Annotated in this window: 11 protein-coding genes; all 11 read left to right on the top strand. The window is 32.1% G+C overall.

Going from position 1 to position 17000, the window contains the following annotated elements; all coding sequences use genetic code 11:
• The first annotated feature begins 4 nt into the window (after positions 1-4).
• The 11 genes from cysD to KTC92_RS04990 all read left to right on the top strand — a co-directional run bounded on the left by cysD (position 5) and on the right by KTC92_RS04990 (position 16955).
• Positions 5-805, top strand: a complete 801-nt coding sequence (gene cysD / locus KTC92_RS05040) for a sulfate adenylyltransferase subunit CysD (RefSeq protein ID WP_220286883.1) — start codon at positions 5-7, stop codon at positions 803-805.
• 18 nt (positions 806-823) lie between these two features.
• Positions 824-2533 carry a sulfate adenylyltransferase subunit 1 gene (locus KTC92_RS05035; protein WP_220286882.1) on the top strand — a complete coding sequence of 570 codons (1710 nt, stop codon included), beginning with the start codon at positions 824-826 and terminating at the stop codon, positions 2531-2533.
• Positions 2534-2771: 238 nt separating this feature from the next.
• A complete protein-coding gene (locus KTC92_RS05030; protein ID WP_216303658.1) occupies positions 2772-4472 on the top strand; it encodes an ABC-ATPase domain-containing protein in 1701 nt (566 codons plus the stop codon).
• A gap of 127 nt (positions 4473-4599) precedes the next feature.
• A complete protein-coding gene (locus KTC92_RS05025; RefSeq protein ID WP_216303657.1) occupies positions 4600-8028 on the top strand; it encodes a pyruvate carboxylase in 3429 nt (1142 codons plus the stop codon).
• Between the two features lie 252 nt (positions 8029-8280).
• A complete protein-coding gene (locus tag KTC92_RS05020) occupies positions 8281-9558 on the top strand; it encodes a sugar ABC transporter substrate-binding protein (protein ID WP_220286881.1) in 1278 nt (425 codons plus the stop codon).
• Positions 9559-9617: 59 nt separating this feature from the next.
• On the top strand, positions 9618-10544 hold the full coding sequence (locus KTC92_RS05015; RefSeq protein ID WP_258280697.1) for a carbohydrate ABC transporter permease: 927 nt from the start codon (positions 9618-9620) through the stop codon (positions 10542-10544).
• A complete protein-coding gene (locus KTC92_RS05010) occupies positions 10544-11377 on the top strand; it encodes a carbohydrate ABC transporter permease (protein WP_220286880.1) in 834 nt (277 codons plus the stop codon). The genes KTC92_RS05015 and KTC92_RS05010 overlap by 1 nt, the downstream gene beginning before the upstream one ends.
• Positions 11378-11612: 235 nt before the next feature.
• Positions 11613-12755: a DUF4041 domain-containing protein gene (locus KTC92_RS05005; RefSeq protein ID WP_216304417.1), complete on the top strand. Its 1143-nt coding sequence runs from the start codon at positions 11613-11615 to the stop codon at positions 12753-12755.
• A gap of 132 nt (positions 12756-12887) precedes the next feature.
• Positions 12888-14099, top strand: a complete 1212-nt coding sequence (locus KTC92_RS05000; RefSeq protein ID WP_216304418.1) for a dicarboxylate/amino acid:cation symporter — start codon at positions 12888-12890, stop codon at positions 14097-14099.
• A gap of 77 nt (positions 14100-14176) precedes the next feature.
• Positions 14177-15016: an ATP-dependent sacrificial sulfur transferase LarE gene (larE, locus tag KTC92_RS04995; protein WP_216304420.1), complete on the top strand. Its 840-nt coding sequence runs from the start codon at positions 14177-14179 to the stop codon at positions 15014-15016.
• A 259-nt stretch (positions 15017-15275) separates the two neighbouring features.
• On the top strand, positions 15276-16955 hold the full coding sequence (locus KTC92_RS04990; protein WP_220286879.1) for an alpha-glucosidase: 1680 nt from the start codon (positions 15276-15278) through the stop codon (positions 16953-16955).
• Positions 16956-17000: the final 45 nt, after the last annotated feature.

The following is a 17000-nucleotide window of genomic DNA, read 5'->3' as shown; positions in this document are numbered from 1 at the left end:
AATTATGGATCATTTAGATACATTAGAAGCAGAAAGTATTTTTATATTAAGAGAATCCTATAAAAAATTAGGTAGACTTGGGATGTTATGGTCAATTGGAAAGGATTCAACAGTACTGTTGTGGCTCGCTAAGAAGGCTTTTTTTGGACATTGTCCTTTTCCTTTTATTCATGTAGATACCAAGCATAAAATACCTGCAATGATTGAATATAGAGACAAAATTGCTAAAGAGTTTAATATTGACCTTATAGTACACACGAATGAGGAAGCTATAAAGAATGGTATGGGGCCACATTGTGGAAGACTTAATTGCTGCAAGGCACTAAAAACAGATGGCCTTCAACAGGTGGTTACAAAGTATGAATTTGATGGATTAATTCTAGGAATTAGAAGTGATGAGGAAGGTTCGCGGTCAAAGGAAAGAGTATTTAGTGAAAGAAATAAGGATTCGGAATGGGATTATACTAATCAAGCACCAGAACTTTGGGATCAATTTAAAACTGATTTTCCAAAGGGCAATCATATTAGAGTTCATCCAATACTTCATTGGAGTGAAATTGACATATGGGCTTATATACAGAGAGAAAATATACCAATTATAGATTTGTATTTTGCTAAAGACGGCAAAAGATATAGAAGTCTTGGTTGCGCTGAGTGTACTGGTAAGATAGATTCTACGGCTACGACTATTGATGAAATTATTGAAGAACTAAAAAACACTACAACAGGTGAACGCGCAGGTAGAGCTCAAGATCAAGAGGATGCTTACGCAATGCAAAAGCTTCGTAAAGATGGGTATATGTAAGGGAGGGGTTTATTACTAATGGAAAATACAAGAGAAGTATTAAGAATAGTTACGGTAGGACACGTAGATCACGGCAAGTCTACAGTAATTGGAAGATTGCTTTATGATACAAAATCATTGCCAGAAGGTGCAATAGACAGAGTTAAAAAAATTGCTAAAGAAAAAGGTAAACCATTTGAATATGCATACCTATTAGATGCTTTTGAAGAAGAACAAAAACAAGGAATAACAATCGATACAACTTCTCTTCAATTTCATACAGACATGCGGGATTATGTAATTATAGATGCTCCAGGACATGTAGAATTTCTTAAAAACATGATTACAGGGGCAGCTAGCGCTGAAGCTGCACTTTTAATAATTGATGCGGAAGAAGGAATTCAAGAACAATCTAAAAGACATGGTTATATACTTTCTCTTTTAGGGATTAGGCAGGTGTGCGTTGTAGTTAATAAAATGGATCTTATTGATTATAGTCAGGAAAGATTTAATGTTATAAAAAATGAAATGAATGCTTTTTTAAATAATCTAAATGTACACCCTATGAGTTATATCCCTATATCAGCATTTTACGGTGAAAATTTAACTTCAAAATCCGATAAATTATCTTGGTATAAGGGGGAAACTGTGCTTGAAGCATTAGATTTATTTACCCAAGAAACAGGCCTCGAAGCAAAACCTCTAAGATTACCTATACAAGATGTATATAAGTTTGATAATAGGAGAATAATTGCAGGAAGAGTAGAGGCAGGTACACTTAATATTGGGGATGAGATTCTTATTTCACCAGAAAATAAAACTACAAAAGTTAAAACTATTGAATATTTTGTAGAAAAAGATAATGTAAAAACTGTAAGTGCAGGTATGTCGGTAGGTATTACTTTTGAAGATGAATTTTTTAATAAAAGAGGAGAAATAATCTCTCATAAAAAAAATACACCTATTGTCTCAAATATTTTTAAGACCAATATATTTTGGATGGGGAAAAGCAATTTTGTAAAAGGTAGGAAATATAAGATAAAGCTTGTAACTCAAGAAGTGGAATGTGAAATTGTATCATTTAATAAAGTTATAGATGCAACTACTTTAGGTACTTACGAAAATGCACTTGAGGCAAAAACTAATGATGTAGCTGAAGTTACTATAAAAACAAAGGAAAATATATGCTTTGATAAATTTTCAGATAACCAAAACACTGGTAGATTTGTAATAGTGGATGGCTATGATGTAAGTGGTGGTGGAATTATTTCAGGCGCTATTGATCCTGATGAAGTAACGGTGACTAGCTTTATTAAAGATGAAATTAAGATTCCAATAAATTGTTTTGATGAATATTATTATGATATTAAAACAGCAGAAGTTAAAAAGAACTTGTCAAAAGTCGTGCAATATAATATTTGTGATAATGTACCTTTCCTTGGAGAAAGTTATGATTTTAAAGAAAACTTCGATGTAATAGTATTAAATGCTAGCATTGTTGCTAAAATAAGAGCTGGTAAGTTAATGGATGTTATCTCAATAGATAAGTATTCTTATGAGGCCGTAGTCACTATTAATGAAAATGGGTTTGGTATCAATATAGGCGCTGATAAAGATTTATTGGACTATATCGCTGACCATGAAAAAGGCATTAACGATATTTTTGCAAATAAATGGCTTAATTTCACTAAATATAGAACTATAAAGTTTAGAGATATTATAGAAGAAATAGTAGAATACGAGATTTAAATCAAAAAGGAGGGGTATAATCCTCCTTTTAATTTATGAAAAAAGTAACTATTTTTATGGAATTTTACATGATTATTGATGCAACAAATAAAGATGTGTATAATTAATATAGGTGTATTAAATAATAAGACATTGTATTGTAGATTATAAGTTACTAAACAAAAAATCCATAGTTTAGTAGCTTTTTTATATTATAAGAAAGTGAAATTTATTTTATAAAGAATAAGAGGAGAGTTTAATGAAAAGTTTGGAGTTGTTAAAAAAAGAACTAGCTAGAATTGATGGGAAAAGTTATAGGTTGTACAAGGAGTTAGAGGGAGAGTATGATTTTGGGGGTTTTGCACTTTGCATAGATCATGTTCAAGGTGATCCTTTTGCATCACCATCAAGAATTAGGGTAATAGTAAATCAGAGGGTTGCTAAATTTCCAAAGGATACTTTTGATAATAAAATAAAAAATATTGCAGTAGCTGATTATTTAACAAGAGAATTTTATTCTAATATAAATAAGTGCTGCGTAAAAGTTTTTGGATCTGGGAAGAGTGGATTAATAGCTATAAGCAAATGTCCACAAGAGATACTAAATAGAACTTCAATAATTATAGATGAGGATAAAATAGAAGCAAGGTTTTATGTTGGATTTCCAGCGAGGGGAAGAAGCGTTTTATCAAGAGAGCTTGAGAAAATTTTGTATAATGTTATACCAAATATTGTAGAGAGGACTTTAATGTATAAAAATATTAATAGTGAAAAATTAATAAGCAGAGTAAATTTAGTAGAAGATCAAGAGCATATAAGAAGGTCGCTTGCAAGTAGAGGGCTAGTTGCATTTGTAGCCAATGGATCAATGCTGCCGAGAGAAAGTGGAATATCTACAAAAGCATTAAAAGCTGGCATGGTATTTGCCTCACCAAAGGAATTAGAAGTAGAGTTTAATACAAAGAGCCGTGGCAAAATTTGCGGAATGGGAATAAAAAAAGGTATAACGCTTATAGTAGGTGGAGGATATCATGGTAAATCAACATTATTAAAAGCAATAGAGCTTGGAGTTTATAATCATATTGAAGGTGATGGTAGAGAGTTTGTTATAACAGATGAATCAGCTTTAAAAGTAAGGGCAGAAGATAGTAGATGCGTCACTAAAACGGATATATCACTATTTATTAGTAACTTACCTAACGGGAAAGACACTGTAGAATTCTCTACGCAGAACGCAAGTGGGAGTACATCACAAGCGGCGAGTATTATTGAGGGGATAGAAAGCAGCGCTAAGGTATTTTTAATAGATGAAGATACTTCAGCTACTAATTTCATGATGAGAGATGATTTAATGCAAAAATTAGTTTGCACAGAAAAGGAACCAATCACACCGTTTATTGAAATAGTGGGATCTTTATATAACCAGAAAGGTATTTCAACAATAATGGTAGTAGGAAGCTCTGGAGATTTTTTTGATGTAGCGGATTCTGTAGTGCAGCTTGATAATTATGAGGCCAAGGACGTCACAAAAAAGGCTAAAAAACTAAGTAGTGGTCATATTACAAAAAGAATTAACGAAAGAAATTTAAAAATAGATATCTCATTTAACAGAGTAGTTAAAGCCGGAACTATTTCACAAGGAGAAAGGGGAGTTAAAATCAAAACAATGGGGCTCAATATATTGTGTATAAACAGAGATGACATAGATTTAAGAGCTGTAGAGCAAATAGTTGATAGTGAACAAGTAAATGCTATAGGCACAATTATGAAATGGGCAGAGGTAAATATTATGAATAAGGGCTTAAGATTTGAAAGTATGGTTGATGATATAATTTGTAAAATAAAGAAAAATGGGTTAATATCCATGGATAAATTAAAAGGTGGAAGTGGAGATTTAGCCATGCCGCGAAAGCAAGAAATAATGGCAGTATATAATAGGTACAGAAACCTAAAAATATAAAAAGATATAACTAGAATTTGGCATAAAAATAAATCAATGACATTTTTATTTATTGCATTTTTTTTAAAAATCCTGTATTCTTATGAATAATGAAGTAGATTAAAGGCTAAAACAGGGGGTAACAAATGTGAAAAAATTTAAACGAGTACTAGTAGCAAACAGAGGCGAAATTGCTATAAGAATTTTTAGAGCTTGTAATGAACTTGGGATTCGTACGGTGGCGATTTATTCCAATGAAGATAAGTATTCACTTTTTAAAACTAAGGCAGACGAAGCTTATTTAATTGGAAAAAGCAGAAGTCCTGTTGAGGCATATCTAAATATTGAGGAGATAATCAGTATTGCGCTTAAAAAAGGTGTAGATGCAATTCATCCAGGGTATGGATTCTTATCAGAGAACCCTGAATTCGCGAAAAAATGTGCAAAAGCAGGTATTGAATTTATCGGGCCTACAGCTGAAATGATGGATAAACTTGGAGATAAGATTAAATGCAAAATTGTGGCAAAATCATTAGGAGTTCCTACGATACCTGGTTATGAAAAAGAAATTGAAACAGTAGACATTGCAAAGAAACTCGCAGGGGAATGTGGATATCCTATTATGTTAAAGGCAGTTGCTGGCGGCGGCGGACGAGGCATGAGAATTGTAAGAAATGAAGGCGAATTAGCCTCTGCTTATAGAAGTGCTAAAAGTGAAGCAAAGAAAGCGTTCGGTATCGACCATTTATTTATAGAAAAATATTTTGAAAAGTCTAAACATATAGAAGTACAGGTTCTTGGAGACAAGTTTGGTAATATTGTTCATTTATTTGAAAGAGATTGCTCTATTCAAAGAAGACATCAAAAGGTAGTAGAGTACAGTCCTGCTTTTTCAATATCAGAAGAAAAAAGAAATGAAATCTGCAATGATGCATTAAAAATAGCTAAATCAGTAAATTATAGAAGTGCTGGAACTTTGGAGTTCTTAGTAGATACTTATGGGAATCATTATTTTATAGAAATGAACCCTAGAATTCAAGTTGAACACACCGTTACAGAAATGGTAACAGGTATTGATATAGTTCAAAGCCAAATACTTATAGCAGAAGATTATGCTTTAAATTCCTCTAAAATAGGAATTTCGTCTCAAGAAGATGTTGTGCTTCGAGGATATTCTATTCAGTGCAGGATAACAACAGAGGATCCTTCTAATAATTTTGCACCGGATACTGGAAAAATAGAAGAATATAGAACAGGTTCTGGCTTTGGAATAAGGCTTGATGGCGGTAATGGTTTTGCAGGGGCGGTAATTAGCCCTTACTACGATAGCCTTTTGGTAAAAAATATATCATGGTCTAGAACTTTTCAAGATGCTATAAGAAAATCTATAAGAGCTGTTGAGGAAACTAGAATTACAGGAGTAAAGACTAATATAGGTTTTCTAATTAATGTATTAAATCATCCTACTTTTTTGAAGGGCGAATGTAATACAAGTTTTATTGAAGAAAGTCCAGAATTAATATCCATTGCACCTAAGGAAGATGAGGAAGGCAGAGTGTTAAAATTCATTGGAGACAAAATGGTAAATGAAGTAAGTGGAATTAAAAAGCTTTATGATGTGCCGGTAGTTCCTAAAATTATAATGCCAAATAAACTTAGTGGGACAAAACAGATTTTAGATATGCAGGGTACGGAAGGTCTTTTAAACTGGATTAAAAATCAAAATAAATTACTGTTAACAGACACCACAATGAGAGATGCTCATCAATCTTTAATGGCAACTAGAATGCGAACGAAGGATATGTTAAAAATAGCAAGTGCTACCTCTGTTTATGGAGGAGATTTGTTTTCCCTTGAGATGTGGGGAGGAGCTACTTTTGATGTAGCATACCGCTTTTTAAACGAATCGCCCTGGGAAAGATTAACACAGCTACGATCGAAAATTCCTAATGTGCTTTTCCAGATGCTACTACGTGGAGCAAATGCAGTAGGCTATAAAAATTATCCTGATAATGTAATCCGTGAATTTATTAAAGAATCTGCAGATACAGGCATTGATGTTTTCAGAATTTTTGATTCTCTAAACTGGTTAAAAGGAATGGAAGTTTCAATAGATGAAGTTATTAAAAGTGGTAAAGTTGCAGAAGCTTGTATTTGTTACACAGGAGACATCTTAAATGATAAAAAAGATAAATATAATTTGGATTATTATATTAAGCTAGCAAAGGAAATTGAGAAAACAGGAGCTCATATTTTAGGAATAAAAGATATGTCAGCACTGCTTAAACCTCATGCTGCGTTTAAGTTAATAAATGCACTAAAGCAAGAAGTAGGAATGCCTATTCATCTTCATACCCATGATACTACAGGAAATGGAGTTGCTACAGTTTTGATGGCGGCTCAAGCAGGCGTTGACATTGTAGATACTGCTTTTAACAGTATGTCAGGGCTTACAAGTCAACCAGCTTTAAATTCAGTTGTTGCAGCACTTAAGAATACTGACAGGGATACTGGGATAGAACCCAAAGGAATTCAGGAAATTTCAGATTATTGGGATGCAGTAAGACCAGTTTATGACCAATTTAAATCAGATTTGAATTCTGGTTCCGCTGAAATTTATAGATATGAAATTCCAGGAGGCCAATACTCTAATCTCAAACCACAAGTAGAAAGTTTCGGACTTTCACATAAATTTAATGAAATTAAAGAACTGTATAAAGAAGTAAATGAAATGGTAGGGGATATTGTAAAGGTAACTCCATCCTCTAAGATGGTTGGAGACTTTGCAATATTTATGCTTCAAAATGACCTTACACCAGAAAATATATACGAAAAAGCTACTAATATGTCTTTCCCAGATTCCGTTGTAGCATACTTTAAAGGCATGATGGGTCAACCAATGGGAGGATTTCCAGAAAAACTTCAGATATTAGTTTTAAAGGGTGAGAAGCCAATTACATGTAGACCGGGTGAATTACTCCCTGATGAGGATTTTAGCAAGATAGAGAAACACCTAATAGAGAAATTTAATATTGCTCCAAATAAAAAAGACGTACTTAGCTATTCATTATACCCTGAGGTATTCGATGGCTATATAAAATATGTTAAGGAGTTTGGAGATTTAAGTAGAATCGGAAGCGATGTATATTTCCACGGGCTCAATGAGGGTGAAACCTGCGAAGTCGAAATTGCTGAAGGAAAAACCTATATGATAAAGTTGCTTCACATTGGTAGATTGGATTTAGAGGGTAACAAAGTTCTTGTTTTCGAGGTGGATGGAAATAGACGCGAAATAAAAATAAAAGATAGAAACAATAAAGCGTTGCAAGATTTCCAAGGACCAGAAATGGCAGATTCATCAAATCCTTTAGAAATCGGAGCACCTATACCAGGAACTATTTTAGCCATTCTTGTAGCAGAAGGAGATACAATAACTGAAAATCAACCATTGATGACAGTGGAGGCTATGAAAATGGAGACAAGGGTAAGCGCCAGTGTAACAGGAGTGGTTGAGTCAATTAATGTTATTGAAGGACAACAGGTAAAGGCTGGAGAACTTTTAATAAATTTAAAATAGCTTAGAAAATTAGCAAATAAAACTCAAATAAGAGTAAAAAAAACACTAAAGTTTTTAAGCTTTAGTGTTTTTTACTCTTATTTTTTTGTTAATTAAGGTTTAATGCACGTTTGAAACTAATTTATGAATTTTTAAGAAAATATTTATATAAAAAGATTATATTGGTTATTGCGTTCGAATATAAATTATAAGACATGAAGTTTATATGATGAGGGAGAAATCAAAATTTATGAAAAGAGAGGATGAAGAATAATGAAAAAGTTATCAATAACCTTAGCGTTTGTTATGATTGCTTCCATGTCTTTTATCGGATGCAGTAAATCTACTGAGCCAAAAGTAACAACTATTCAGTTTATGGAGACTCTAACCAGTCCTGAGAGGACTAAATTTGTAAAAGAGCTTATATCTGATTTTGAATTAAAGAATAAAGATGTAAAAGTGGAACTAATCTCTGAGCCATGGGAACAAGCCCATGATAAAATCATTACAATGTCAGCTGCAAATCAACTGCCAGATGTAATGGAAATGGCTGCAAATTGGGCTTCTGAAATCGGTGCAACCGGAAAGCTTGAAGATTTAGGGCCATATTATAATAAATGGGACAAAAAGGATACATTGACAGAGAAAAGCCTTAAGCTTGGTAAAGCATACAAAGACACATTGTATGTCGTTCCTCATAGTTTATATTTCCAGGCAATGTATTATAGGAACGATTGGTTAAAAGCAGCAGGTGTTGATGTTCCAAAAACAACAGAGGATTTCTTTAATACTGCAGAAAAAATCACGGATAAATCAAAAAACAGGTATGGATATTCATTCAGAGGAGGAGCGGGAAGCTGGACCCTTATGTCGAACTTCATTATGACTAATGGAGGATTTACAAATTACTTTGATGAAAATGGTAAATGTGTGTTTAGAAAACCTGAATCCGTTGAAACATTTAAGAAATTCACTGATATGTATCTAAAGGCTGCTCCAAAGGATGCTCTTAACTGGGGATATGCGGAAACAGTTGATGCATTCACATCAAGTAATACAGCCCTAATCATACAGGACTCTGAAGTAATAAAATCATGTGAAACAAAAATGGACAAAGGAACATTTGAAACAGGATTATGTCCTGTAGGTCCTGATGGCAAGAGATATTTACAAGGAGGATACATTGGGTTCTCAATGCCATCTGCTTCATATAAGAAAGAAGCTTCTTGGAAATTCATTTCTTATATGATTAGCCCTGAAGTTAACCTTAAATGGGGTGTTAAAAACTCTGTAATTCCTGCAACAAAAGTACCTAATGATAGCGCTGAGTTTAAAAAAGGTTATATTTCTGCATATACAAATACTTTAGAAGATTCCAATACAGTATTGTTCAGCGCTCCTGAATATTTGCCAGAATGGGGAGAATTTACAGGGAAGATTGCTGGGCAAGAACTTCAGTCATATCTCTTGAAAAAGCAAACTGCAGAAAAAACTATGAATAATATATCTACGTATTTAGAAAATGCAAATGCAAAATACAATAAAAAATAGTGGTATTAAATAAAGAGGAATGGAGAAATTATCCATTCCTCTTGATAGGAGGTAGTAGTTTGGACAGTAAAAAATCATTAGCACAAAAAAAACGGGTTATAAACAGTGTTAAGATAAAGAATATTGAGCCTTATTTATATATAATGCCGGGATTAGTAATAATGTTTGTTTTTATTGGGTATCCAATTGCAAAGGGGATAGAAACCTCCTTCTATCATTATAGGCTAAATGATCCAAATATTTACTTTAATGGTCTTGAAAATTACAAAGCAATACTTGCAGAAAAAGATTTTTGGAAGATTTTAAAAAATTCATTCTGGTGGGTTGCAGGTTCAATAAGTTTCCAGTTTACATTTGGGTTAATTTTGGCGCTGCTACTAAATAGAAGATTTAAATTTAGGAGCTTATATCAAGCCTTAGTTCTTGCGCCTTGGGCAGTACCTGGCTTTTTAATAGGGCTTATATGGAAATGGCTACTTAATGGGCAATATGGAGTTATAAATGATATACTTATTAAATTGCATTTAATAAAAGAGCCTATTTCATTCTTGGCACAATTAAATACTGCACTTCCAAGCACAATAGTGGCAAATATTTGGTATGGTATACCGTTTTTCGCCATAATGATTTTGGCTGCACTTCAGTCGATACCGTTAACTTTATATGAATCTGCAGAAATAGATGGTGCAGGAAAAGTAGCAAAATTTTTCAAAATAACTTTGCCATACATAAAACCCACTATCATTACAACTTTGCTGCTTAGAGTCATATGGATATTTAGTTTTGCAGATATTATATATATAATGACAAATGGTGGGCCTTTGAATTCATCAAATAATTTGGCTTCTTATATTATTTTTAAAGCATATAAAGTCCTTGATTTTGGGCAGGCGTCAGCTATAAGTGTCATATTTTTAGTAATACTACTCATATATACTGTACTTTATCTAGCAATTACGAAATTTGATAAAGCGGGTGATTTTTAATGAACAAGGAAAATAAATTAAGCAGAGCATTGACATACTTTTTAATGGTAGCATTCTTTATTTTTATGACTTTCCCTATCATCTGGATATTTATTACATCAGTAAAGTCAGTTAAGGAGATAGTGACCATACCTATAACATACTTTCCAAAACACTTTACTTTAAAAAATTATGAAAGTATATTAAAAACTACAAACTTTCCAGTATACTTTAAAAATAGTGTGATTGTAGGTACTACTGCATCAATAGGGACTTTGATTATATCACTATTTGCAGGATATTCTCTGGCAAGGTTTAAATTTGCAGGTAAAAAACTTACCCTCTTTCTATTCCTTGCAACTCAGATGGTTCCTGTGGCAGCGATTATAGTGCCTATATTTATGCTTTTTTCAAAATTAGGCCTTATAAATAATTTGCTGGGGCTAATAATAATTTATATAGTTTTGAACATCCCTTTTTGCACTATGATGATAAGGGGATTTTTCGAAAAAATACCTTATACTTTGGAAGAAGCTGCAATGATTGATGGATGTTCAAGAATACAAGCATTGATAAAAATAATACTTCCTGTAATGAAACCAGGTATTATTGCAACTTTTGTTTTTGCTTTTATGGGAGCATGGAATGAATTATTCTTCAACACTCTGTTTATAAGCCGTGAAGGCCTTAAAACTCTGCCAACAGGGATTAATGCTTTTATCGGGAAATATGATATAGACTGGGGAATGATGACAGCAGGTTCTGTTATTGCTTTAATACCTATATTCATTATGTTTGGTGTTATCCAAAAATATCTGGTAGGGGGTCTTACTGACGGTGCTGTCAAAGGATAATAATTTTATCTATGGTTGTGTATAGACAAGTAAGAGATTATATAACAAGATGATGCACCTAGATATAGGTGTATTTTTTATATTTAGGGTAGTGAGCTACAGTATACATAAGGATAAAATTAGGAAAATATTAATAGTTTGGTAATTATTGAGCTAAAATTTGACTTATTACTATATTTACGAGTGAATTTTTTGTGGTATAATGTAAATTAATAAAGAAATAGGAGGGTTTTCAATGGCAATACTTACGTCTATTAAAGATGCTTTAAATGCGAAGCAATATAAATCTGAGGTTGAAAAACTAATCGAGGAAAATAAAAATTTGAAATATATAAAATTAACTCCAACTCAAATGGGAATGAGTCAAATTTTATCTAAAACTAAAGAACTTGAAGCAGAGCTCGAAGGATATGATAATATAATTAAAACAAAAGCAAAAGACATACAAGAACTTAAAACAGAATATAATGATCAAGCTGTGTATCAGTCTAGAGAGTTTGAACAAAAATCGAATGAATATGATGATTTAATTAAGCTGAAATGTAAAGAGCTTGAAGATAAATCAGCAGAATACGATTGCATAATTGAAAACAAGAGTAAAGAATATGATGATCTAATTCAGCTAAAAGGTAAAGAACTTGAAGACAAATCAACAGAATACGATGGATTAATTGAAAACAAAAGTAAAGAGTATGATAATTTAATCCAGTTAAAAGATAAAGAACTTGAAGATAAATCAACAGAGTATGATGACTTTATTGAAATGAAAAGCAAAGAATATGAGGATATGTTCAAACTAAAAGCTAATGAAATTGAACAGAAATCAAATGAATATGAAGTTTTAATTGAAACTAAAACAAAATTCATTGAGGAACTTAATGCAGAATATAACGATATAAAAACATGTGTGGATAGCTTAAAGTCTCAAATAATAAATTTAGATGATGATATTTTAATGCAAAGTTTTGGAGTTTATAAATCTGAATATAATTTAATGAATTCAGAAAAATGTTCTACAATGCTTCAGGATATAAGAGAAAAGCAAATTGAGATGATAAAATCAAAGGAAGCTATAGAATTTAAGCAGTGGATTGTTAATGGAAGTATAAAAGAAGGCAATCAACTAGTTGGAGATATGACAGAGGATATGATTAAATTAGTCCTTAGGATTTTTAATGATGAGTGTGATTCTATAATTGAAAAGGTTAAATTTAGTAATATAGAAATGATAGAAAATAGAATCAAAAAATTCTTTGAGGATTTAAATAAGCTTGGGAATATAACACAAGTTAAAATAGCTCCTAAATATTTGGATACTAAACTAGAAGAACTTTATCTTTCTTATGAATATAAACTTAAAAAACAGGAAGAAAAGTAAAATAATGGTTGTGTGATAACCTTAGAAGAACTATAATGAAGCTATAACAAAAATGCATTATTTATGAAAGTAATTATTAAAATTAAAATTTAAACGTCAAATTAAGGCGTTTATTTATAAGGAGGAATATAAATGAAAAAAACAGTAAAAAAGAAAAAAATAGGATTACTTCCTAGACTTATTATCGCTATCATATTAGGTATCATTTTAGGAAAAATACTTCCAGGAACAGGGATTAGGATTTTTGCAACATTCAATGGACTATTCGGTCAATTTTTAGGTTTTGCTATACCGCTTATAATTATAGGATTTATAGTACCTGGTATAGGTGATCTTGGTAGTGGGGCTGGTAAAATTCTAGCTTTAACTGCAGGAATAGCGTATGCATCTACTATAATTGCCGGATCAATAGCATACTTTGCAAATATTACTATTCTTCCAATGTTTTTAAAACCTGGAGCACTAGGCGCAAATTTTGGTAGTAGTGAGAGTGGGCTTGCTAAAGCATTTATTGAATTTAAAATACTACCTTTAATGGATGTAATGACTGCTTTAGTTCTTGCATTTACAATAGGTATAGGAATTGCTGCAATAAAATCTACTGCCATAAAGAGTGTTATGAAGGAATTCCAAGAAATTATAAGTAAACTGATTTCTGGAATAATAATTCCACTACTACCTATATACATTATGGGTACTTTCGCAAATATGACTTATGCTGGTCAAGTTGAATCTATATTAAAGGTATTCTCAAAAGTATTCATTTTAGTTATTTTACTTCACATTATAGTAATTGTTCTTCAATATGTAGTTGCTGGAAGCATATCAGGTGCTAATCCATTCAGATTAATTAAGAAAATGATTCCTGCATATTTAACAGCTATAGGAACTCAATCATCTGCAGCAACTATTCCTGTTACTCTTGCTCAAACTAAAAAAAATGGGGTAAGTGATGGAGTAGCTGATTTTGTAATACCACTTTGTGCAACTATACATCTTTCAGGTAGCACAATAACTTTGGTAAGTTGTTCTCTTGCAATAATGATGTTAAATGGTATGAATTATGGTTTTGGAACTTTCTTTGGATTTATTTTAGCATTAGGAGTTACAATGGTAGCGGCTCCCGGAGTTCCTGGCGGAGCGGTTATGGCATCACTTGGACTTCTTCAAAGTATGCTCGGATTCAATGAAACATTGACATCGCTTATGATAGCTCTATATGTAGCCCAAGATAGTTTTGGTACTGCTTGCAACATAACTGGAGATGGAGCAATTGCTGTTATAATAAATAAAATCTCAGGACATAAACTTGAAACTCCAAAAGAAAAAGATGCTATTGCTTAGATATTATGGTAAATTAAATATAGTGATATATTTTTAGTGTAAATAGTAATAGCATTATAAGAACAGGAGGACGAAATATGGAATTAGATTTGAAATTTCAAAAGTTAAAGGAGATTCTTCAAGATTTAGAAAGTGTAGCGGTAGCGTATTCTGGGGGTGTTGATAGCACGTTTCTTTTAAAGGTAGCAGCTGATGTTTTGGGGAATAGGGTTATAGCAATAACGGCAAAGTCATCAACATACCCGGAAAGAGAATTTAAGGAAGCTGTTAAATATATTGAAGGTATCGGGGCAAAGCATATAGTCATAATTTCGGAAGAATTAGAAATTGAAGGATTTGCTAAAAATCCTGTTAATAGGTGCTATTTTTGTAAAAAAGAACTTTTCTCAAAGATTAGAAAAGTTGCTGATGATAATAACATTAATGCAGTTTTAGATGGTTCGAATGTTGATGACTCTTCCGATTACAGACCGGGAATGAAGGCAGCTAAGGAATTAAAAGTTATTAGCCCATTAAAGGATGCTGGCTTTACGAAAAATGATATAAGAGCACTGTCAAAGAGATTGGGTGTACCTACTTGGGACAAGCCAGCATTTGCATGTCTATCCTCAAGATTTCCATATGGCAATGAGATAACGGTGAAAAAACTAAGTATGGTTGAAAAAGCCGAACAGTTTTTATTGGATTTAGGGTTCAGACAGATAAGGGTAAGGCACCACGGAGATATAGCAAGGGTAGAGGTTAATGTTGAAGAAAGAAATAAATTTTTCAATATTGAAATGATGGATAAAGTTGGAAACAAATTGAAAAGTATTGGTTTTAAATATGTAACCCTTGATTTGTTAGGCTATAGAACTGGAAGTATGAACGAAGTACTTAGCGTAGCAGAAAGAAATTCAGTAAAAGCTCTTGATTAAAATCAAGAGCTTTTTTATTAATAGTTGCTACTATATCAAAGATTGTTTTATCTAAATAAATTTAATTTTCATGAAATATTTTTTATAGCAAGTAAAAAATATATACTAATTTACGTTTATATGGTAAAATGTGGTAGAGGAAATTTAATATAGACTAACTGCAATTGGTAGGAACTTAAAGACAAAAACTAGCCATATTATAGAGGTATTGTTACCAAATGTTAAGGAAGTTATAAAACAATAGAAAGAAGGAGAGTTTATGAATAAATATTGGTGGAAAGAAAGTGTAGTTTACCAGATTTACCCAAGAAGTTTTAAAGATAGTAATGGCGACGGAATCGGAGACTTAAGAGGAATAATAGAAAAACTTGATTATCTTGAGGAACTAGGAATTGATGTAATATGGTTGTCGCCTGTTTATGAATCACCTAATGATGATAATGGATATGATATAAGTAATTACCAGGGGATAATGAAAGAATTTGGAACCATAGAGGATTTTGATTTATTGCTATCACGAGCTCATGATAGAAAGATTAAGATAATGATGGATCTTGTCGTAAATCATAGTTCTGATGAGCATAAATGGTTTATTGAGAGTAAGAAATCTAAAACAAATAAATATAGAGATTATTACATTTGGAGGGATGCAAAAGATAGCTTGCCTCCCAATAATTGGGGATCGTGCTTTAGTGGTTCTGCTTGGGAATTAGACCCTCAATCACAAATGTATTATTTACACTTATTCTCGAAAAAACAACCAGATTTAAATTGGGAGAACGAAAATTTAAGAAAAGAAATCTTTGGTATGATGGAATGGTGGCTAGAAAAAGGAATTGATGGTTTCCGTATGGATGTTATTAATATGATTGGAAAAGATCAAAGCTATCCTGACGGTATTCTTAATGGAGATAATAACTATGCAGATCCAGGTAATTTCAGCAAAAATCATCCAAAGGTTCATGATTATTTACAAGAAATGAATAAAGAAGTATTAAGCAAGTATGATGTTATAACTGTTGGCGAAACGCCAGATGTAACACCTGCGCAAGCTATCGAATACGTAGATGAAGATAGAAATGAATTAAATATGGTGTTTCAATTTGAACATATGAGTGTAGGAGATGGGCCAGAAGGGAAATGGGGCAAAACAAAATTTGAGCTGAGTGAATTTAAAACTATTATGTCAAAATGGCAAAATGAACTTGAAGCTAAAGGATGGAATAGTCTTTATTTAAATAACCATGATCAACCAAGAATGGTTTCACGTTTTGGAAATGACAATAAATATAGAATTGAATCTGCAAAAATGTTAGCAACCTTTCTTCATATGATGCAAGGTACTCCCTACATTTATCAAGGTGAGGAAATAGGTATGACAAATGTCAAATTTGATAACATCAATGATTACAAAGATATTGAAACACTAAATGCATATAGAGATTTTACTGAAAGTGGTAAGAAAAGTCATGATGAGATTATGAATTCTATTTATAAAAGGGGCAGAGATAACGCAAGAACGCCATTTCAGTGGAATAATAAAAAAAATGCAGGTTTTACTGATGGAACTCCTTGGATCAAGGTAAATCCAAATTATAAATATGTTAATGCGCAATCGCAATTAGAAGATGAAAACTCTATTTTTAATTATTATAAAAAACTTATAAGACTTAGAAAGAATAATGAAATAATAGTATATGGAAAATATACTTTAATTTTGGGGGACCACAAAGATATCTATGCATATAAAAGAGAATTAAAAAATGAGACTCTTTTAGTAATATGTAATTTCTGTGAGAACATTGCTAAATTTGCTCTTTCCAACAATATAAAATATGAGCATAAGGATCTTCTAATTTCAAATTATATTGTAGAGACTGAGTCCATAGATGAAATTAACCTTAAACCTTATGAAGCAAGAGTATATTTGTTAAAATAAGTGAACTATATAAGTGGAATTAATACTCAAGGTTCGCAACCCTCA

This window comes from Clostridium sp. CM027, from assembly GCF_024730565.1.
GTDB lineage: Bacteria > Bacillota > Clostridia > Clostridiales > Clostridiaceae > Clostridium_AD > Clostridium_AD estertheticum_B.
The sequence above is the reverse complement of the archived record's forward strand: the minus strand, read 5'-3'. Positions and strand labels throughout refer to the sequence as shown.

What these genes read in the sequence shown, in the direction of transcription:
- KTC92_RS05010 (WP_220286880.1), top strand. Translation starts at nt 10,544, where the DNA reads ATGAACAAGGAAAATAAATTAAGCAGAGCATTGACATACTTTTTAATG.
- KTC92_RS05020 (WP_220286881.1), top strand. Translation starts at nt 8,281, where the DNA reads ATGAAAAAGTTATCAATAACCTTAGCGTTTGTTATGATTGCTTCCATG.
- KTC92_RS04990 (WP_220286879.1), top strand. Translation starts at nt 15,276, where the DNA reads ATGAATAAATATTGGTGGAAAGAAAGTGTAGTTTACCAGATTTACCCA.
- KTC92_RS05000 (WP_216304418.1), top strand. Translation starts at nt 12,888, where the DNA reads ATGAAAAAAACAGTAAAAAAGAAAAAAATAGGATTACTTCCTAGACTT.
- cysD (WP_220286883.1), top strand. Translation starts at nt 5, where the DNA reads ATGGATCATTTAGATACATTAGAAGCAGAAAGTATTTTTATATTAAGA.
- larE (WP_216304420.1), top strand. Translation starts at nt 14,177, where the DNA reads ATGGAATTAGATTTGAAATTTCAAAAGTTAAAGGAGATTCTTCAAGAT.
- KTC92_RS05035 (WP_220286882.1), top strand. Translation starts at nt 824, where the DNA reads ATGGAAAATACAAGAGAAGTATTAAGAATAGTTACGGTAGGACACGTA.
- KTC92_RS05030 (WP_216303658.1), top strand. Translation starts at nt 2,772, where the DNA reads ATGAAAAGTTTGGAGTTGTTAAAAAAAGAACTAGCTAGAATTGATGGG.
- KTC92_RS05005 (WP_216304417.1), top strand. Translation starts at nt 11,613, where the DNA reads ATGGCAATACTTACGTCTATTAAAGATGCTTTAAATGCGAAGCAATAT.